This is a genomic window from Candidatus Palauibacter sp., assembly GCF_965261555.1.
Classification (GTDB): Bacteria; Gemmatimonadota; Gemmatimonadetes; order Palauibacterales; family Palauibacteraceae; genus Palauibacter.
Genome location: NZ_OZ253465.1, coordinates 2,401,567 through 2,421,176, shown reverse-complemented (window position 1 = coordinate 2,421,176; position 19,610 = coordinate 2,401,567). Strand labels below are relative to the sequence as shown.

Below are 19,610 nucleotides of genomic sequence, written 5' to 3'. Positions count from 1 at the left end.
CGCGGGCGCCGGAGGAGCGGGTGGAACGGCGGGAGCCGGGGGGGACGCGGTGAGCGACGCGGATCGCACGCCGGTCATCATCGACGCCGTCCGCACGCCGGTGGGGCGCGCGGGCGGCGCGCTCTCGTCGATTCGGGCCGACGACCTGCTGGCGCACGCGATCCGCGCCCTCGTGGAGCGGACCGGCGTCCCGGCCGACCGCGTCGAGGACGTGATCGCCGGGTGTACGAACCAGGCCGGCGAGGACAACCGCAACGTGGCCCGGATGGCCGGGCTCCTGGCCGGACTCCCCGTCGAGGTCGCGGGCCAGACCGTGAACCGGCTCTGCGGGTCCGGGCTGCAGGCGGTCGTCACCGCGGCGCACGCGATCCGGGCCGGCGAGGGCGACGTGTTCATCGCGGGCGGGGTGGAGAGCATGTCGCGGGCGCCGTGGGTCATGCTCAAGACGGACCGGGCCTTCTCGCGCGTGCCGCCGAAGGTCGCGGACACCACCGTCGGATGGCGCTTCGCGAACCCCGCCATGCCGGAGCCGTGGACGATCCCGCTCGCCGAGACCGCGGAGGTCGTGGCGGAGGACCACGGCGTCGGACGCGGGGAGCAGGATGCCTTCGCGGTGGAGAGCCAGCGCCGCGCCGCCGCCGCGATCGAGGCGGACCGGTTCGCCGACGAGATCGTGCCGATCGAGGTTCCCCGGCGGAAGGGCGACCCGCTGCGGGTGGGGGGCGATGAGCATCCCCGCCCCGGCACGACTCCGGAGCAGCTCGCCCGCCTGCGCGCCGCCTTCCGGGCCGACGGCACGGTCACGGCGGGAAACGCCTCCGGCATCAACGACGGGGCGGCCGCCGTCCTCATCGCCAGCCGGGGCGCCGCGAACGAACTCGGCCTTGAGCCGCTGGCGACGGTGGGGGCCTCCGCCGTGGCCGGCGTGGAGCCGCAGCGGATGGGCATCGGACCCGTTCCTGCCACCCGTAAAGCTCTGCAGAGAGATGGACTTACGGTCGATGACCTCGACCTGATTGAACTCAACGAGGCATTCGCGGCGCAGGCGCTGCCCTGCATTGCCGAGCTCGGCCTCGATCCGGACCGCGTGAACGTGAACGGGGGCGCGATCGCGCTCGGCCATCCGCTCGGCTGCACCGGCGCGAAGATCCTCACGACGCTCGTCCACGAGATGCGCCGGCGGGACGCGTCCCATGGGCTCGTCACGATGTGCATCGGCGTCGGCCAGGGGATCGCCCTTCTCGTGCACCGCGACGCGGAGACGGCATGACGCGGGCGGGTTCGGCATGAGCGCGGCACACGTCCTGATCGAGATCGAGGACGGCGTGGGCACGCTCACGCTCAACCGGCCGGACAAGCTCAACGCCTTCATCGGGGAGATGCGGAGCGAGATCGCCCGCGGGATCGAGACGCTCGGCGCGGACGACGGGGTGCGCGCGGTCATCATCACCGGAACCGGGCGGGCGTTCTGCGCGGGCGCCGACGTCAAGTACCTCACCCGGCTCATCGAAACGCAGGCCGTCGACGAGGCCGTCGCGCTCGTCGAAGCGGGGCGCCGGGTCGCGGCGGCGATCCGGGGCATGCCCAAGCCGGTGATCGCCGCCGTCAACGGGCCCACGGCGGGCGGCGGCGCGAACCTCGCCCTCGCCTGCGACCTCCGGCTCGCCTCCGAGACGGCGTCGATCGGCCAGACCTTCAACCGCATCGGCCTCCACCCGGACTGGGGCGGGACCTACGCCGTGCCTCGACTCGTGGGTCCGGCGCGCGCTGCGGAGCTTTTCTTCTTCGGGGAGATGGTTCCGGCCGCCGAATGCGAGCGAATCGGCCTCGTAAACCGCGTGGTCCCCGCGGACGAACTCATGCCGCTGGCCCGCGACTGGGCGCGCAGGCTGGCGCGCAAGCCGACGCTGCCCCTCCGGCTCGCGAAGCAGGCGGTGCAGCGCTCCCTCTCGTCCAGCTTCGAGGAGATGCTCGACTACGAGACGGCGGCGCAGAAGGCCTGCTTCGAGTCCGCGGACGCGCTCGAGGGCGTCCGCGCGTTCGTCGAGAAGCGTTCGCCCCGGTTCGGGAGCGGCGGCGATGTCGAAAACCCTGCAGCGACGGAGGCGGGTACGCGTGTCTGAGACCGTCACGGTTCGACCGGCCCGGGTCGGCGACATCGATGAACTCGTCGCGATGTGGACCCGGTACATGCGGATTCATGCCCTCAATCCCGCCTACCGGCGGCTCCGCACGGACGCCATCGAGACGCGCGCGGGCATGTTCCGCCGTCACATCGAAGAGGCCACGAGCGTCGTCTTCGTGCTGGAGGCGGAAGACGGCGGCCTCGACGGCATGCTCGTCTGCTTCGTGGAGGAGAACGAACCCCTGTTCGACCCGCCCCGGTACGTGCGCATCCAGACTCCGTTCGTGAGACGGGAGGAGCGGCGCAAGGGGAACCTGCGGCGCCTGTTGCGCGCAGCGTTCGAGTGGGCCGCGGATTGGGACATCCGCGAGGTGCGTCTCTTCACCGGAGCGGACAACCTGATCGCGAACGCGCTCGCCGACGACCTCGGCTTCGAGGCCATCGAGGTCGTGCGCCGCTACTCGCTCCGCCCCGAACCGGAGATGAACCTGGAGGACTGGATCGAATGACGGCTCGTCCGGCACTGGCCGTGCTCGGAGCCGGCACGATGGGGCACGGGATCGCCCAGGTCGCGGCGATGGCCGGCTACGACACCCGTCTCTTCGACGTCATGCCCGACGTGCTGGAGATGGCGCGCGAGCGCATCGAGGCCAACCTCCGCAAGGGGATCCAGCGCGGGAAGGTCAAGCCCGAAGAGCGCGACCGTGCCCTCGAGGGGCTGTCCTACAGCCGGTACCTGGGCGAGGCCGCCGATGGGGTCGAGATCGCGATCGAAGCCGTGCCGGAGAAGCTCGACCTCAAGCAGAAAGTTCTCGCGCGGTGCGGGGAGGCGGCCGCCGACGGCGCGCTGCTCGCCACGAACACCTCTTCCCTCTCCATCACCGCCCTCGCGGAGGGAATCCCGTCGCCCGACCGCGTGATCGGGATGCACTTCTTCAACCCCGTCCACATCATGGCACTCGTGGAGATCGTGCGCGGGGCGGAGACATCCGACGAAACCGTGGCGAGAGCGCGCGAGGTCGCCGAACGCATCGGGAAGACGCCGATCGTCATCGCCGACTCGCCCGGGTTCGCCTCCTCGCGGCTCGGGCTTGCCCTCGGGCTCGAAGCCATCCGCATGGTGGAGGAGGGCGTGGCGAGCCCGGAGGACATCGACACCGCGATGATGCTTGGCTACCGCCACCCCATGGGACCGCTGAAACTTGGAGATCTCGTCGGACTCGACGTCCGGCTCGACATCGCCCGCTACCTGCACGAGGCGCTGGGGTCGCCGGTGTTCGAACCCCCCGCCCTGCTCGAGCGGATGGTGGCGGCGGGCCGCCTGGGCCGGAAGAGCGGACGCGGCTTCTACCGTTGGGGGGACGACTCGTAGACGTCTACGAGTCGGTGCGCGTGAACGTGAACGTGCCCACCGGGGCGCTCGAGAAGGGGGCCACCCCCTGGAGTGAGCCGATCGCCTCCTTGGGCGAAGTATCGTCGTTGGGAGAGGTGTACCAGGGGCCGCTGTCCGATCCCGCGTCCATCGGATACAGCGTCACCGTGAGTTCGTTGACCCACTCTCCGTTCCCGTCCAAGAGCGAGAGTCTGGACACGCCCGCGAACCAGTCCGGGCTCGGGGCGATCATCGTAACCAGCGTCACGAGCGAGTATTCGGTCCGCACGTTGAACTGCGCAATCGTGGCGCTTCCGGGGCTGCTGCTGATGCCCGGGCCGCTTAGGACCGCCAGCGCACCCCCCGATGCGTTGATTTCGGCCGCCAACGTGCTCGTGCCGCCCGTCTCGGCCATGGTCTCGATCCCCGCGCTGGGGGTGCCGCCCACGGCCCAGAACTCAACGCTGGCGTCGTGGACGCCGCCGATGAGCGGCGAAAAATGCGGGCCGGACGGAAAGCGGTTCGGGTGCGTGGCGGCGCTCCACGTGGCGGAGAAGACGACGCGGTAGGTCGCCTGCCCCGACGGCGGCGGGGGAGGAGGCGGAGGCGGAGGCGGTGGGGGTGGCGGCGGCGGGGGTGGCGGCGGCGGAGCCGTCACCGTCACGGCGAACGACTGCGACGCCGTCAAGCCCTCCGGATCCTGGGCCGTCACCGTCACCTCCGCGGACCCCGCCGACACCGCCGCCAGGGTCACCTCGGAGCCCGACGCCGTCGCCGTCGCCACGTCCGGCGCCGACGAGACGGCCGAGTACTCCAGAGCGTCCCCGTCCGGATCGCTGAAGTGCTCCGACGCCTCCACAACCAGCGTCTCTCCCACCTCCACCGTCGCCGACCCGATCGCCGCCGCCGCCGCCGGAGCGCGGTTCGGCACCGTCACCGAGAACGACTGCGACGCCGTCAACCCGCCCGGGTCCCGGGCCGTCACCGTCACCTCCGCAGAACCCCCCGACACCCCCGCCACCGTCACCTCCGAGCCCGACGCCGTCGCCGTCGCCACGTCCGGCGCCGACGAGACGGCCGAGTACTCCAGAGCGTCCCCGTCCGGATCGCTGAAGTGCTCCGACGCCTCCACAACCAGCGTCCCGCCCGCCTCCACCGTCGCCGACCCGATCGCCGCCGCCGCCGCCGGAGCGCGGTTCGGCACCGTCACCGAGAACGACTGCGACGCCGTCAACCCGCCCGGGTCCCGGGCCGTCACCGTCACCTCCGCAGAACCCCCCGACACCCCCGTCACCGTCACCTCCGAGCCCGACGCCGACGCCGTCGCCACCCCCGGCGCCGACGAGGCGGCCGAGTACTCCAGAGCGTCCCCGTCCGGATCGCTGAAGTGCTCCGACGCCTCCACAACCAGCGTCTCGCCCGCCTCCACCGTCGCCGACCCCATCGCCATCGCCACCGCCGGAGGCCGGTTCGGCACCGTCACCGAGAACGACTGCGACGCCGTCAGGCCCCCCGTGTCCCGGGCCGTCACCGTCACCTCCGCAGCACCCCCCGAAACCCCCGCCACGGTCACCTCCGAGCCCGACACCGACGCCGTCGCCACCCCCGGCGCCGACGAGACGGCCGAGTACTCCAGCGCGTCCCCATCCGGATCCGTGAAGTGGTCCGACGCGTCCACCACCAGCGTCCCGCCCGCCTCCACCGTCGCCGACCCCATCGCCATCGCCACCGCCGGAGGCCGGTTCGGCACCGTCACCGAGAACGACTGCGACGCCGTCAACCCGCCCGGATCCCGGGCCGTAACCGCCACCTCCGCAGACCCCCCCGACACCCCCGCCACCGTCACCTCCGAGCCCGACGCCGACGCCATCGCCACTGCGGGCGCCGACGAGACGGCCGAGTAGGTAAGCGCGTCCCCGTCCGGATCCGTGAAGTGGTCCGACGCCTCCACCACCAGCGTCCCGCCCGCCTCCACCGTCGCCGACCCGATCGCCATCGCCACCGCGGGCGCACGGTTAGGTACCGTCACGGTGAACGACTGCGACGCCGTAAACCCGCCCGGGTCCCGGGCCGTCACCGTCACCTCCGCCGTCCCCGCCGACACCCCCGTCACCGTCACCTCCGAGCCCGACACCGACGCCATCGCCACTGCGGGCGCCGACGAGACGGCCGAGTAGGTAAGCGCGTCCCCGTCCGGATCCGTGAAGTGGTCCGACGCCTCCACCACCAGCGTCCCGCCCGCCTCCACCGTCGCCGACCCGATCGCCATCGCCACCGCGGGCGCACGGTTCGGCGGCGGCTCGGTCGCCGATTCCCCGTCGCCGCAGGCGGACAGAAGTGCCAGTCCAAGGCCCAGCCCGGCGGCATGTGAACCGATTTTCCCTTTACTGAGACACAAACGCGACACGGAAAGGACCTCGTGGAGGCTTGAGTAAGGTTCGACAGACTATCGGTGCGGGGCGGCGTCGCGTGAAGGCACGGCAAAAGGCCCGCGCGCGATCGTTCGAGAGCGGAACCGGCGATTGCCCGTAACCATTCCCAACGTCACTTTCCCGGATTATCGCGCACGCTTGCATCCGGCGGGCTGCGCCGCAACCACCGGCGGAATGCCGGGCAAGCGGGGAAGTGCCTCGTGAGCAGCGTATCCACAACCACCTTGGTGGAATCCCGAACGCGGACCCTGACCGAAACCCACGGCGACTACCTCTATCCCTGGGTCCGTCCCTACTACAACGAGCCCCTCGCGCTCGCCCGTGGCGAGGGTGTCTGGCTCACGGACGTGGACGGCGACGAGTACCTGGATCTGTTCGCGGGTATCCTCACGACGTCGGTCGGCCACTGTAACCCGGCGGTCGTCGAGGCGGCGCGCGCGCAGATGGAGCGGCTCGGACACACCTCGGCCCTCTACGTGACGGAAGGCCAGATCGAGGCCGCCCGCGCGCTGGCGGAGATCACGCCGGGCGCCCTCCGGACGACCTGCTTCACGAACAGCGGCACCGAGGGGGTGGAATCCGCGGTCGCGACGGCGCGCCTGTATACGGGACGGCACGAGATCGTGGCGCTGCGGCTCTCCTATTCCGGCAGGAGCACGCTCACGAGCCATATGACGGCGCAGGGCGCCTGGCGTCTCCCCGGCGGGGGCGTCGACGGGGTCGTCCACGCGCGGTCGCCGTACCTCTACCGGTCTCCGGTCGGCGCGGGTCCCGAGGCGACGGACTTCTTCATCGACGACCTCGTGGAGGTCATCGAGACGACGACGGGCGGGAAGCCGGCCGCCTTCTTCGCCGAGACGATCCAGGGCGTGGCCGGCGTCATCGTGCCGCCTCCCGACTATTTCCGAAGGGCGGCGGAGGTGATCAGGAGCTACGGCGGCCTGTTCATCATCGACGAGGTGCAGGCCGGGTTCGGTCGGACCGGGGACCGCTGGTTCGGAATCGAGCACTGGGGCGTCGAGCCGGACATCATGGTGATGGCCAAGGGGATCGCGAACGGCTTCCCCGTGGGGGCGACTGTCACGCGGCCCGAGATCGCCGAGGCCTGGCAGGGTCCGTCGATCTCGACGTACGGGGGCAACTCGATCTCGATGGCGGCGATGCGCGCCACGCTGGGCGTGATGAAGAGCGAGAACGTGCCGGCCCGCGCCGCCGAGCGCGGCGGGCAGCTTCGCGCCGGGCTGGAAGCGCTGAAGAGCGCGCACGACTGGATCGGCGAGGTGCGCGGCATGGGGTTGATGCAGGGCATCGAGATGGTCGAGGACCGCGCCGGGAGGGTGCCGGACGGCGAGCGCGCCGGCGCGCTGCTCGAGGCGGCCCGCGAGGAGCGCCTGCTCATCGGGCGCGGCGGGCTGAGCGGGCACGTGATCCGGATCGGCCCATCGCTCCTCATCGCGGAAGACGAGATGGCGGAGGGCATCCGCCGCCTCGCCGCCGCCTGCCGGCGGATCGACGGCTGACCCGGCGAACTGCCGGCGAGGGCACTCGGGCGTGAGCCGCCTGGCCGGACGCGTGGCGATTGTGACGGGCGCCGGCCGCGGCATCGGCCGGGCCCACGCGCTCGCCCTGGCGGCCGGCGGGGCGAGCGTCGTCGTCAACGACCTCGGCACGGGCGTCGGCGGCGACGGCGCCGATGCCGGTCCGGCCGAATCCGTCTGCGCCGAGATCCGGGCCGGCGGCGGCCGGGCCGTGGCCAGCCGTCACGACATCTCCGACTGGATCGCCGCCCGCGACCTCATCGCCCTCGCGGTCGAATCCTTCGGCGGCCTCGACGTACTCGTGAACAACGCCGGCATCCTCCGCGACCGTGCCTTCTTCAACATGTCCGAGGACGAATGGGACGCGGTCATCGCCGTCCACCTCAAGGGCCACGCGGCCCCGAGCCGCCACGCGCTCGCCTGGTGGCGCGCCGAGGCGAAGGCCGGCCGCCCCCGCGCCGCCTCCGTCATCCACACGACCTCCTCTTCCGGGCTCTGCGGGAACTTCGGGCAGGCGAACTACGGGGCCGCGAAGATGGGCATCGTCGGCCTCTCGAAGGTCCTGTCCATCGAGGGAGCCCCGTACGGCGTCCGCTCGAACGTGATCTCGCCCTCCGCGCGAACGCGCATGGTCGCCGGCATGACCGGCGTCGATCAGTTGGGTGAGCCGGACGAGACGGGATACGACCCCTTCGGACCCGAACACATCGCCGTGCTGGCGGCGTGGCTGGCCGAAGCCGACTGCCCCGCGCACAACCAGGTGTTCCACGTGTCCGGGCGGCGAGTCCGCGTCCTGGAAGTCCCCGGGATCGTCTTCGAGGCTCGCTCCGGCTGCGACCTGACGCCCTCCGCGCTCGCCGAAGCGCTGGCCGGCCGGCTCGTCACGCCGCTCGACGCCTTCTCGCTCATTCTCGGCTGAGGTCGGCCCGTTGCGCATATGGGGCGGCTACCTGCGGCAGATCACACCGGCGCCCCGGCGCGCAACCGTCCGATGACCGCCGGCGACACCTGGTCCGGCGGCACGTGGTCCGGCGGCACGTGGTCCGGCGACACCTGGTGGAGTCCCTGGAGCGCAGCCGGGGACTCCCTGATCCTGCACGTCGACCTCCGGCCCGACCCCGGGCGGGAAGAAGAGGCCTACTCCGTCCTCGACGACGCCGAACGGGCGCGGTGGAGCCGGTTCCTGCACCGGGGCGCTCGGCGGCAGCATACGCTGTGCCGCGCGGCGCTCAGGATCAACCTCTGCGAGCGACTGGGGTGTTCGAACCGCGAACTGTCGTTCGGCTGTCTCGAGCACGGCAAGCCGTTCGCGAAGGTCAACGGCACCCCGTCGAACGTGAGCTTCAATGTGAGCCACAGCGGCCGGCACGGACTGATCGCGTTTGCGGAACAGGGCGCGCTCGGGGTGGATCTGGAGGTGCGCGCTTCCGGCAGGGATTTCGACGGCATCGGGAGCAGCGTGTACCGTCGGCGCGAACGGCGTGCCCTGTCCGCAGCCGCCGGAAGCGATAAGGCGTATCTGTTTTATCGGCTCTGGAGCCTGAAGGAGGCGCTCATCAAGGCCCTGGGCACCGGCTTCTCGCTGAATCCAGCCCGCTTCGAGGTGCCGCGGCGGATCATCGAGGGCGAGCGGGCCGCGGAGTTTCGCTTCCCGCACCTGCCGTCCGACCGGTTCTGGCTGGAGGACATGGGAGAACCCCGCTTCGCCGCGGCGCGCGCCTGCCGACTGGCGCCGGGAGAAAGCTCGCTCGCCTGACTCCGGCCCGTTCTTCGGCCGCCCTGATCTCTTTCAACGGCAACAAGACACGCTACCTTAAGGGATGTTCAAGAAAAACTCGGAGCCCATTGCAATCGTGGGCATGGCGTGCCGGTTTCCCGGCGCGGAGGACATCGAAGCCTTCTGGCGCCTGCTCCATTCCGGCCGCAACGCCGTTACGGAGGGAGTCCTTGGCTCCGGAGCCGGCCGCGTAGGGCAGCTCTTCCCCGACGACAAGGTCAACAGCGCCTGTCGGTTCGCCGGCTTCCTCGACCGACTCGACGAGTTCGACGCCTCGTTCTTCCGCATCTCGCCGGTCGAGGCGCAGCGCCTGGACCCGCAGCAGCGCATGATGCTCGAAACGAGCTGGCAGGCGCTCGAGGATGCCGGGATCGATCCGGATCGGTTGAAGGGCAGTCGCACCGGGGTATACGCGGGGATCAGCAACTACGACTATCGGGCGCTGGTCCTGGACGCGGGAGAGCCGACGGAGCCGGCCGCCAGCCTCTACTCGGTCACGGGAACGTCCTTCAACACCGCCATCGGGCGGGTTGCGTTCGCATTGGGGCTGAACGGGCCCGCGATGGCCCTCGACACCGCCTGTTCCTCCTCGCTCGTGGCGATTCATCAAGCGGTGTCGGGGCTGCAGCGGGAAGAGGCGGACCTGGCGCTGGCGGGGGGCGTGCATGTGATCCTGTCGGCCCAGCTGTTCGAAATGCGCGCGAACGCCGGGATGCTGTCGCCGGATGGGCGGTGCGCCACCTTCGACGCCGGAGCCAACGGCTACGTGCGAGGGGAAGGTTGCGGCATCCTGGTCCTGAAGCGGCTGAGCGAGGCCGTGACCGACGGCGACCGGATCTGGGCCGTGATCCGCAGCACGGCGGTGAACCAGGACGGCGCGACCCCGGGCCTGACGGTGCCGAGCCAGGACGCGCAGGAACGTTGTATCGAGGATGCGCTCCTCCGGGCCGGGCTCGAGCCTTCGGACGTCGACTACGTGGAGGCGCACGGCACGGGAACGGAAGTCGGGGACCCCATCGAGGCGCGCGCGACCGCGGCCGCCTACGGGAAGGGTCGCGAACCGGACCACCCCATCCTGATCGGCTCGGTGAAGACGAACATCGGCCACCTGGAGGCGGCGGCGGGCGTGGCCGGGGTGATCAAGGCCGTCCTGTCGATAGAACGACGCACGATTCCGAAACACCTGCATTTCGAGAACCCGAATCCGGAGGTGGACTGGGACCGGATTCCCCTGCGGGTGACGGGAGACCGCATGGAGTGGCCGCTTCATTCGGGACGGGCGCCGCGGGCGGGGGTGAGCGGCTTCGGGTGGTCCGGCACGAACGCTCACGTCCTGCTCGAGGGGTACGAAACAGCCGATCGCACCTCGGGGGAGGGCGACCCGAACGGCCGGCGGGGGCCGGTGGGTTCCGCTCTGCCCGTCGCCGCTTCGCCGGCGGAGGCGGGCGCGGATCCGGCGTCTCTCCCCGCGCTGCGAGAAGAGGAACTCTCGGCCCGCGTGACACGCGTCCTGCCACTTTCCGGGAGGTCCGACGAGGCGCTGCGCGAGCTGGCGGAACGGTATCTCGACTGGGTCGACGAGGGCGTCGGGGAGACTCCCGCCGGCAACGGTGCCGGCGACCCGCTTCTCGCGGACATGGCGTGGACCGCGGGCGTGGGGCGAAGCCACTTCGACCACCGGGCCGGCGTGCTGTTCCGGGACGCCGCGACGTTGCGCGAGGGATTGCGGAAGATCGCCGGGACGGAGGAGAAGGCGGCGCCGCGCCGAGCGGCGACCGTCGCGTTCGCCTACGCCGGACAGGCGAGCCAGTGGCCGGGCATGGGTGCGACGCTCTACGCGAGCGAGCCGGTGGTGCGCGCGGTGCTCGACCGGTGCGACGAATGGCTCCGGGAAGAGCGTGACGCCTCGCTGCTCGACGTGATGTTCGGTCGCCCCGCCACCTCGGGAGACCTGGACGATCCGCAGTGGAAGCAGCCCGCGATCTACGCGCTCGAATGTGCCCTCGGCGCGCTGTGGTCGAGCCTCGGCATCCGCCCCGACGTGGTGCTGGGACACAGTCTGGGCGAGATCGCGGCGGCCCGGGCCGCGGGCGTGTTCGGCCTGGAGGATGGCCTGCGCCTTGCGGCGGTGAGAGGCTCGCTGATCGGCGCCCTGCCGGGCGAGGGCGCGATGGCGGCGGTGTTCGCGCCGGCCGCCCGGGTGGCGGAGGCGCTGGAGGCGCACAATGCGGCCTCGCGGGGCATCGGCCTCTGCATCGCCGCCGACAATGGTGCGCATCAGGTCATCAGCGGTCCGGCGGCGGATGTCGACGCGATCCTCGAGCGTCTGGAGGCGGCGGGGGTTCGGGTCGCGCGCTTGCGGAAGAGCCCCGCCTACCACAGCGCCATGATCGAGCCGGCGCTGGACGATCTTGAGGAAGCCCTGTCGCAGCTTGCCTTCGCTCCGCCGTCGCTTCCCTTCGTCAGCAATCTCACCGGACGGGTAGTCGGTTCGGACGAGGCGTTGGACGCGGCGTACTGGCGGCGGCAGATGCGCGCGCCGGTGGCGTTCCGCTCCTGCGTCGAGACCCTGGCGGGGCTCGGGGTGGACGCCGTCGTGGAGATCGGTCCGCACGCGGTGCTCGGGCCGATGACCACGCTCGCCTGGCCCGAGTCGGCAGGGACAGCCTCGCCGCCCGCAGCGCTATCGAGCCTCATGCGGCCGGGACGAAACGTTTCGGCGACGGAGGCCGAAGACGCGTTCTTCGCGGCGGTCGCGGGAGCGTACGAGGCCGGACTGCCGCTACGCTTCGACGGGCTCTTCGCCGGCGAATCGCGGCGCAGGATCTCTTTGCCGGGGTATCCGTTCCGCCGCGACCGCCACTGGGTCGACGCGCCGAGACGGAGGCGGTCGAGCGCCGATCACCCGCTCCTCGGCAGCCGCCACGAGTCCGCCAGCGGCGAGATCAGCTTCGACACCGAGTTGTTCCCCTCCGACCCGGCGTGGCTCGACGACCACCGCGTGTTCGACCGGGTGGTCGCGCCCGGTGCGCTCTACGGCACCATGGCGGCAGCGGCCTGCACCGTCGAGGACCCCGGTCCGGCGGTCGTCGAAGACTTCCAGATGCACAGCGCGCTCGTCTTCCCGGAGAGCGGCGATGCGGACGACGGCGCGGAAGAAGGTCGTCGGCTGCAGCTGCTGCTGGATGGCGCCGAAGAGGGCGGTTCGCGCCGCGTCCGGATTCTGAGCAGGGGATCGGCCGACGAGGAATGGACGCTGCATGCCGAGGGCCGGGTCTCGGCAGGCGCCGATTCGGATCTGCCTCCGGCCGGCGCGTCGCCGGATCCGGCACGGCTCAAGTCCGGCTTGGCGCCGGTGGATCTCGCGGCCTACTACCGCGCCAAGGCGGCGGTCGGGATCGGCCTCGGCCCCTCGTTCCGCACGGTGGAGGCGCTTTGGGCCGGGCCGGGCGAGGCGCTGGGCGAGGTATCCCTGCCGGACTCCGCCGACCGCGGCGGGCTGGCGTTTCACCCGCTCGTGCTGGACGGTTGCTTCCAGGCGATGGGCGCGGCCCGCGGCGCGGTCGGATCCGATGACGACGTCACGTATCTGCCCTTCGGGTGGGAGCGGCTCTCGGTGCCGGAACGGCTGCCGGAGCGGCTGCTCTGCCATGTCCGCATGAGGGAGGCGCCGGACGGCGCGGACGCCGAACTGCCGGAGGTGCTGAGCGCGGACATTGCCCTCTACGAACTCGACGGATCCCCGGTCGGCACGCTGGACGGATACACGGTGAAGCGGGCGACGCGGAGCGCGCTGCTCCCCGCCGTGGAGGGGGTAGAGGAGCTCCTCTACGAGATCGTCTGGCGCGACCGTGCCCTGCCGCCGGGGATGCCCCCGGCCGACTTCCTCCCGAGTCCGTCCGCCGCGGCGTCCCGCTCGCAGCCGTTTTCCCGGTATCTCGCCGCGGAGGGCGTCAAGGTCGAAGACGAGACCGGCCTGCAGGAAGTGATGGAGCGGGCGGCATGGTGCTACGCGCTGTCGGCCCTGGAAACGCTGGGGTGGGAGCGCCGGGCAGGCGCGGCCGTGGAGCCGGAGAAGCTGCGCGAGCGCCTCGAGGTTCTACCGGAGCACGCGAACCTGCTGCGCCGGATGCTCGAGATCCTGGCTCGTTCAGGCGTGTTGCAGGAGAAGGACGAGGGCTTTGTCGTCACGGTCGGTGCGGAAGAGCCCTTGCCGGATCGAATGCCCGGCGATTCCGAGGCGTTTCTGACCGAGGTGACGGAGCGCTTCCCGCACGCGGCGAACGAGATCGGGCTGTTCCGCCGCTGTGCCGGGGCCCTGCCCGAGGTGCTCCGCGGCAATGAGGATCCGCTGTCGCTGCTGTTCGGCGATGCGGAGCCGACGGCGGGCGATCTGTATCGGCTGGCGCCGGTCTGGCGGGCGGCGAACCGGATGATCGGCGAGGTGGTTCGCTCGCTCGTGGACGAACTGCCGGACGATCGCCGGCTTCGCGTGCTGGAGGTGGGCGCCGGGATCGGCTCGGCCACCGAATACGTCCTGCCCGAGCTTCCGGCGGGACGGTTCGACTACGTGTACACCGACATCTCCGCGGGCTTTTTCGCGGAGGCGGAGACGCGCTTCAGCGCCGACGACACCTCGATCGACTACCGGGTGCTGGACATCGAGAAGGACCCGATGGACCAGGGCTTCGATCCCCACGGCTACGATCTGGTCATCGCGGCCAACGTCCTGCATGCCACCCGTCATCTGGACGAAACGCTCGCCCACTGCGGGGCGCTCCTCGCGCCATCGGGGCTGCTCGTGGCGCTCGAGAACCAGCGCGGCCGGGGCTGGATGGATCTGATATTCGGCCAGCTGGACGGATGGTGGCGCTTCGACGACCGCTACCGCTCGAACCACGCCCTCGCCGGGCCCGAGGTGTGGCGTCGGGCGCTCGCCGATACGGGGTTCGCGGCATCCGAGGTTCTCGGCCTGGACGTGCAGGAGCTGGCCGGTTTGCCCGATCGCGGCGTGATCGTGGCTCAGAGTCCGGCGGAGATCGCCTTGCCGGAGGGCGCGTGGATTCTGGCCGCCGACCGGGGCGGGATGGCGGCGGCGCTGGCGGCGGAACTGGCGGCGCAAAACCAGCGGGTGGTGCTGGCGGGTGACGATCCGGAGGGCGCAAGACCTGCAGCGGAGAGCGAGGCCGGGATCGTTGCGACGGCGGTCGAGATGGACCGGCGCGAATCGTGGCAAGCGCTCGTCGAAGGCCTGCCCTCCGATGTCCCGTTCGCCGGCGCGGTGCATCTCGTCGCCCAGGACGGCTGCGGGACCGCGGCGACAACGGCGGAGATGGCGGGGGATGCGAAACGGGCGGCGGCGAGCGCGCTCGCGCTCGTTCAGGGCATCGCGGACGCCGATGCCGCGCCCGAGAAGGGCGTGTGGTTCGTCACCCGGGGTGCGCAGGTGCTGGAACGGGAACGGACCGGGCAACTCGCCGGCTCCCCCCTGTGGGGTTTCGGCCGGGTCGTGGCGCGGGAGGCGCCCCAACTGCAACCGCGCATGGTCGATCTCGATCCCGAGGCGGCGGAACCTCAGGCAGTCCTGGCGGACGAGTTGCTGTTCCCCGATGCGGAGAACCACATCGCGCATCGCGGAGAGCGCCGCCAGGTGCCCCGGCTCGTCCGGACCGGCGACGGTGTGGAGCGCCTCGCCCTGCCGGAGGAGACGAACTGGGTATTGGCCCCGGACGAGGGAGGGGCGATCGAAACGCTGCGCGTACAGCCGCTGGCGCCGCGCGCCCTGGAGCCGAGGGAGGTGCGCGCCGAGGTCGAGGCCTGCGGGCTCAACTTCCTGGACGTATTCCGGGCCATGGGCCTGGTCGAGGACGAGGGGATGCTCGGCGAGGAGTTCTGCGGCCGGATCGTGGAGACCGGCGCCGACGTCACCGCCGTCTCCGTTGGCGATCGCGTGGCAGGCTTCGCGTTCGGCACCTTCGGGCCGGAGGTCGTGACGCGGGAGGAACTGGTTGCGCTCGCGCCGCCGGACGTGTCGGCGACGGCGCTCGCCACGATCCCCTCGGTCTTCGTGACATGCGTGCTTTCCTATGAACTGGCCGGGCTCGAGGCCGGGGACTGCGTGCTGATTCACGCGGGGGCGGGCGGCGTGGGGCTTGCGGCCATCCAGTTGGCCCAGGCCGCGGGCGCGGAGGTGTTCGCGACGGCGAGCGCGCCCAAGCGGGGTTTTCTGCGCTCGCTCGGCGTGGAGCATGTGTTCGACAGCCGCTCGACCGCGTTCGGCCAGGAGATCCTCGACGCGACGGGCGGCGCCGGGATCGACGTGGTGCTGAACAGCCTCACCGGTGAGGGCTTCATCGAGGCGAGCCTGGCCTGCCTCTCGCAGGGCGGCCGCTTCGTGGAACTCGCCCGGCGGGACATCCTGAGCCACGACGAGATGGCGGCGCTGCGGCCGGACGTCGCCTATTCGATCCTCGACCTCTACACGCTGAAGGAACAGGCTCCGGCGGGGCCCGGCGGGGCCCTGAGAGACGTGCTCGCGCGCATGACGACGGGCGAGTTGGCGCCGCTCAGGCACACCACTTGGCCGTTGGCGGAAACGAGCGCCGCAATGGGCTACATGCGTGCGGCCCGCCACATCGGCAAGATCGTGTTGACGACACCTCCGCTCGCCGCGGGGAGACTGCGGCGGGATGGGACCTATCTCGTGACGGGGGGACTTGGCGGCATCGGCCTGGCGCTCGCGGAATGGCTCGCGGAGCGCGGCGCCGGAACGGTCGTGCTGAACGGACGAAGGGCGCCGGACGCGGCGGCCGAACGGGCGATCGAGACGCTGCGCGCACGGGGATTCAGGATCGAGGTCGAGCTTGCGGACGTGACCGATACGGACGCGCTCGATGCCATGCTGGAACGGATGGACGGGACCCTGCCGCCGCTCTCCGGCGTGATCCACAGTGTCGGCGTGCTCTCGGACGCCGCTCTCGGGAATCAGAACTGGGAGAGCTTCGAGACCGTGCTGTGGCCGAAGATGCTGGGGGCCTGGCATCTTCACCGGGCGACGGCGGAACGCGATCTGGACATGTTCGTCCTGTTCTCGAGCGTAGCCGGGGTCCTGGGCAATCCGGGCCAGGCCAATCATGCGGCGGCCAACGCGTTCCTGGATCAGCTCGCCGCGCACCGGCGCGCGCTCGGGCTCCCGGGGCAGTCCATTGCCTGGGGTGCCTGGTCGGGACTCGGCGAGGCGGAAGAGCAGCGCGAGCGGATCGCCGGGCGGCGAGAGGCATCGGGAACCGGCTGGTTCCCGCCGGAGCAGGGCTTCCTGGCGTTCGAGCGTCTGCTGCGAGAGGATGCGACGGGGGGCGTGGTGGCTGTGGTGGACTGGCCGGTGTTCGGCGAATCCGTCGGAGGCCGTCCGCCTCTCCTGGAGGATCTGCTCGCCGTCGCCACCGACGATGACGATGCGTCCTCATCGGACGACCTGCTGGCACAGCTCGGCGCGACGCCGGCGGCGGAGCGCGAGAACCTGCTCGTGTCCTTCGTGCAGCGGGAAGTCCAGGCGGTCCTGAGGCTGCCGTCGGCGCCGGCGCCCACGGTCGGATTCTTCGATCTGGGGATGGACTCCCTGATGGCGGTCGAACTGCGCAATCGCCTCAACCGGGCCTTCTCCGACACCTATGTCGCGCCGAACACGCTGGTATTCGACTACCCGACCATCGCCGATCTCGCCTCCCATCTGGTGGACGCGCTGGGGGAGGCGGCCTCCGAGCCCGGCGAGTCGGCCCTCGCTGCGGGGTCGCCTCCCGAGCCGGCCCCGCAGCCGGTGGCGCGGGAGGACGATGGTATCGCCGTCGTTGGCATGGCATGCCGTTTCCCCGGCGCCCCGGATCTGCAGACGTTCTGGAGCCAGCTCGAAGCGGGTCGCGATGCCGTGACCAACGGGCGGCAGGACAACGGGTCGTGGACCGGGATCGCGGGCGACCCCGCGGCGGGCGACGACGCGTGGGGCCGTGGCGGGTTCGTCGAGGAGATCGACCGTTTCGACGCGCGGTTCTTCGGCATGACGCCGATCGGCACCCGCATGATGGACCCGCAGCAACGGCTTCTCCTGGAGACAAGTTGGCAGGCGCTCGAGGATGCCGGAATCGATCTGGAGAGCCTGAGGGGGAGCGGCACCGGGGTTTACGCGGGCATCTCGACCAGCGAGTACCGCGATCTGATGATGACGGCGGGCGGGGAAGGCCTGAATTATCTGGGCACCGCGAGTTCCATGGCGCTCGGCGGGGTTGCATTCAAGCTGGGGCTCATGGGGCCCACCATGCCGGTCGTCCTCAACTGCGCGGCGTCCCTGGTCGCCGTGCACCACGCCGCAACCGCCCTGCAGCAGGGTGAAGTGGATCTGGCGCTGGTCGGAGGCGTAAACGCCCTCTTTTCGCTCGGGCTGACCAGAGAGATGGTAGAGTTGGGGCTGCTGTCGCCTCAGGGCCTCTGCAAGACTTTCGACGCTTCGGCGGACGGCTTCGTGCGGGGCGAAGGTTGTGGCATGGTCGTCCTCAAGCGGCTGCACGACGCGGAGGCCGACGGTGATCGGATCTGGGGCGTGATTCGCGGCACGGCAGTCAACCAGAACGGGGCGACCGCCGGACCGACGGTGCCGAACGGGCGAGCGCAGCAGCAAGTGATCCGGGAGGCGCTCGGGCGGGCGGGCGTCGCGCCCGGGCAGGTTGACTATCTGGAAGCCCATGGCGGGGCATCCACGTTGGGGGATCCCATCGAGGTACAGGCGGCGGCCGCCGTGTACGGCGAGGGACGCGAGGCAAGCCGTCCGCTCCTGGTCGGGTCCGTAAAGACCAACATCGGCCACCTCGAGTCGGCTGCGGGCATTGCCGGACTGATCAAGGTCATGCTGTCGATGAAGCAGGGCGTGATCCCGAAGCACCTCCATTTCACGAAGCCGAACGAGCACGTGGACTGGGACGCGCTTCCCGTGCAGGTGACGTCGGAGTCGATGCGCTGGCCGCGGGATCCCGACCGGCCGCCATCTGCCGGCGTGAGCGCATTCGGAATATCGGGGACCAACGCGCATGTCGTCGTGGAGGGCTACCAGCCGCCCGACGACGTCGCCCGTGAGAACGGCGCTGCGGGTCCGCCCGCCGGGGCCGCACGGACCATCGGCATCGCTCTGCCGGAATCCCTGGCGGAACTTCCGCCTCCATCGGGCGACTTCGACGCCCGCACGGCCCGCGTCCTGCCCCTTTCCGGCAAGTCGGACAAGGCGCTGCGCGAGTTGGCGGAACGGTACCTCGCCTGGCTCGACACCCACGCCGACCATCTCGACGCCGCGAGCGGGGCTGGGGACTCCCTGTTGTCGGACATGGCGTGGACGGCGGGAGTGGGGCGCGACCACTTCCCGTACCGGGCGGGTGTCGCATTTCAGGGGATCGGCTCGCTGCGCAAGGGGTTGCACGCGGTCGCAGCTGCGGACGGGACGATGTCATCACGGACGGCTGACGCTGCCGCGACGCCACCGAAGCTGGCCTTCTCGTACGCCGGCGAAGACACCGAGTGGACGGAAATGGGGAAGAGGCTGCACCGAACGGAGCCCGTGGTGCGCGCGGTGCTAGACCGGTGCGATGAGATTCTGCAGGACGAACGTGGCGGGACTTCCCTGCTGGATGTGTTGTTCGGATCGGCCGACGCGAAGGCGGACGTACATGACCCGGCCTGGAGCCGACCCGCGACCTTCGCCTTCGAGTGTGCGGTCACCGCGCTTTGGTCGAGCGTGGGTGTCCGGCCCGGCGTGGTGTCGGGGCGCGGGGTCGGGGAGTTGGCGGCGGCATGGACCGCGGGGGTCGTCGATCTCGAAGACGGCCTGCGCATCTCGTCTCGACAGGGAATGGACGGTATGCAGGCGGCCGCCTCCGGAATCACACTCTCACCACCCGCGCTGTCGATCCTGAATCAGGAGTCCGGACAGGTCGTCGGCCCCGAAGAGATCGTCGACGGAGCATACTGGCGCGACCCGGCACACTCGCTGGACGCACCGCGCCATCGGGCCGAGGGACTGGCGGGCCTCGATGTTGATCTCATCCTCGAAATCGGTCCCGGATCGGGGCTGGGTCCCACTCCGCTCGAGGTTTGGCCGAACGGCGCGGATCAGGTCGCCGACACACTCGCGGAGTGGGTGGCGCGGGTGTATGCCGCAGGCATTCCCGTTTCTTTCGCCGGGCTGTTCGCCGGTGAATCGCGGCGAAGGATCTCGATACCCGGTTACCCCTTCCAACGCAAACGCTACTGGTTGGACGTGCTGCCGTAAGGGCAGCCACCTGCCTGGCTCCTTGACGATTCCGGCCAGGCGGTGAAATATCACGCT

At 70.9% G+C, this 19,610-nt stretch carries 9 protein-coding genes; 8 read left to right on the top strand and 1 reads right to left on the bottom strand.

What is annotated here, in order from left to right; genetic code table 11:
• Nucleotides 1–49: 49 nt before the first annotated feature.
• Genes ACQY5G_RS10400 through ACQY5G_RS10385 form a run of 4 tightly spaced genes read left to right on the top strand, consistent with a single transcriptional unit; the run spans nt 50 to nt 3,497 of the window.
• The gene (locus ACQY5G_RS10400; RefSeq protein WP_428273718.1) at nt 50–1,270 is read left to right on the top strand and encodes a thiolase family protein; all 1,221 of its coding nucleotides are present in this window, start codon (nt 50–52) and stop codon (nt 1,268–1,270) included.
• Nucleotides 1,271–1,286: 16 nt separating this feature from the next.
• Nucleotides 1,287–2,123 carry an enoyl-CoA hydratase/isomerase family protein gene (locus tag ACQY5G_RS10395; protein ID WP_428273716.1) on the top strand — a complete coding sequence of 279 codons (837 nt, stop codon included), beginning with the start codon at nt 1,287–1,289 and terminating at the stop codon, nt 2,121–2,123.
• The gene (locus tag ACQY5G_RS10390; protein WP_428273714.1) at nt 2,116–2,634 is read left to right on the top strand and encodes an N-acetyltransferase family protein; all 519 of its coding nucleotides are present in this window, start codon (nt 2,116–2,118) and stop codon (nt 2,632–2,634) included. Before ACQY5G_RS10395 ends, ACQY5G_RS10390 begins: the two co-directional genes overlap by 8 nt.
• Entirely contained in the window at nt 2,631–3,497 is an 867-nt protein-coding gene (locus tag ACQY5G_RS10385) for a 3-hydroxyacyl-CoA dehydrogenase family protein (protein WP_428273712.1), read from the top strand. The genes ACQY5G_RS10390 and ACQY5G_RS10385 overlap by 4 nt, the downstream gene beginning before the upstream one ends.
• A gap of 4 nt (nt 3,498–3,501) precedes the next feature.
• On the opposite strand, the gene ACQY5G_RS10380 is transcribed toward ACQY5G_RS10385, so the two are convergent.
• Complete coding sequence (locus tag ACQY5G_RS10380; protein ID WP_428273710.1) at nt 3,502–5,766, bottom strand: Ig-like domain-containing protein; 2,265 nt, start codon at nt 5,764–5,766, stop codon at nt 3,502–3,504.
• 363 nt (nt 5,767–6,129) lie between these two features.
• Between ACQY5G_RS10380 and ACQY5G_RS10375 the strand changes: the two genes are divergently transcribed.
• The 4 genes from ACQY5G_RS10375 to ACQY5G_RS10360 all read left to right on the top strand — a co-directional run bounded on the left by ACQY5G_RS10375 (nt 6,130) and on the right by ACQY5G_RS10360 (nt 19,553).
• The gene (locus tag ACQY5G_RS10375) at nt 6,130–7,449 is read left to right on the top strand and encodes an aspartate aminotransferase family protein (RefSeq protein WP_428273708.1); all 1,320 of its coding nucleotides are present in this window, start codon (nt 6,130–6,132) and stop codon (nt 7,447–7,449) included.
• A 31-nt stretch (nt 7,450–7,480) separates the two neighbouring features.
• Entirely contained in the window at nt 7,481–8,386 is a 906-nt protein-coding gene (locus ACQY5G_RS10370) for an SDR family NAD(P)-dependent oxidoreductase (RefSeq protein WP_428273706.1), read from the top strand.
• Between the two features lie 72 nt (nt 8,387–8,458).
• The gene (locus ACQY5G_RS10365; protein ID WP_428273704.1) at nt 8,459–9,223 is read left to right on the top strand and encodes a 4'-phosphopantetheinyl transferase family protein; all 765 of its coding nucleotides are present in this window, start codon (nt 8,459–8,461) and stop codon (nt 9,221–9,223) included.
• 64 nt (nt 9,224–9,287) lie between these two features.
• Nucleotides 9,288–19,553 carry an SDR family NAD(P)-dependent oxidoreductase gene (locus ACQY5G_RS10360; RefSeq protein ID WP_428273702.1) on the top strand — a complete coding sequence of 3,422 codons (10,266 nt, stop codon included), beginning with the start codon at nt 9,288–9,290 and terminating at the stop codon, nt 19,551–19,553.
• The last annotated feature ends 57 nt before the right edge of the window (nt 19,554–19,610 follow it).

Coding starts and splice junctions, on each gene's coding strand:
- ACQY5G_RS10395 (WP_428273716.1), top strand. CDS start 1,287: ATGAGCGCGGCACACGTCCTGATCGAGATCGAGGACGGCGTGGGCACG.
- ACQY5G_RS10385 (WP_428273712.1), top strand. CDS start 2,631: ATGACGGCTCGTCCGGCACTGGCCGTGCTCGGAGCCGGCACGATGGGG.
- ACQY5G_RS10380 (WP_428273710.1), bottom strand. CDS start 5,766: ATGGCGATCGGGTCGGCGACGGTGGAGGCGGGCGGGACGCTGGTGGTG.
- ACQY5G_RS10365 (WP_428273704.1), top strand. CDS start 8,459: ATGACCGCCGGCGACACCTGGTCCGGCGGCACGTGGTCCGGCGGCACG.
- ACQY5G_RS10360 (WP_428273702.1), top strand. CDS start 9,288: ATGTTCAAGAAAAACTCGGAGCCCATTGCAATCGTGGGCATGGCGTGC.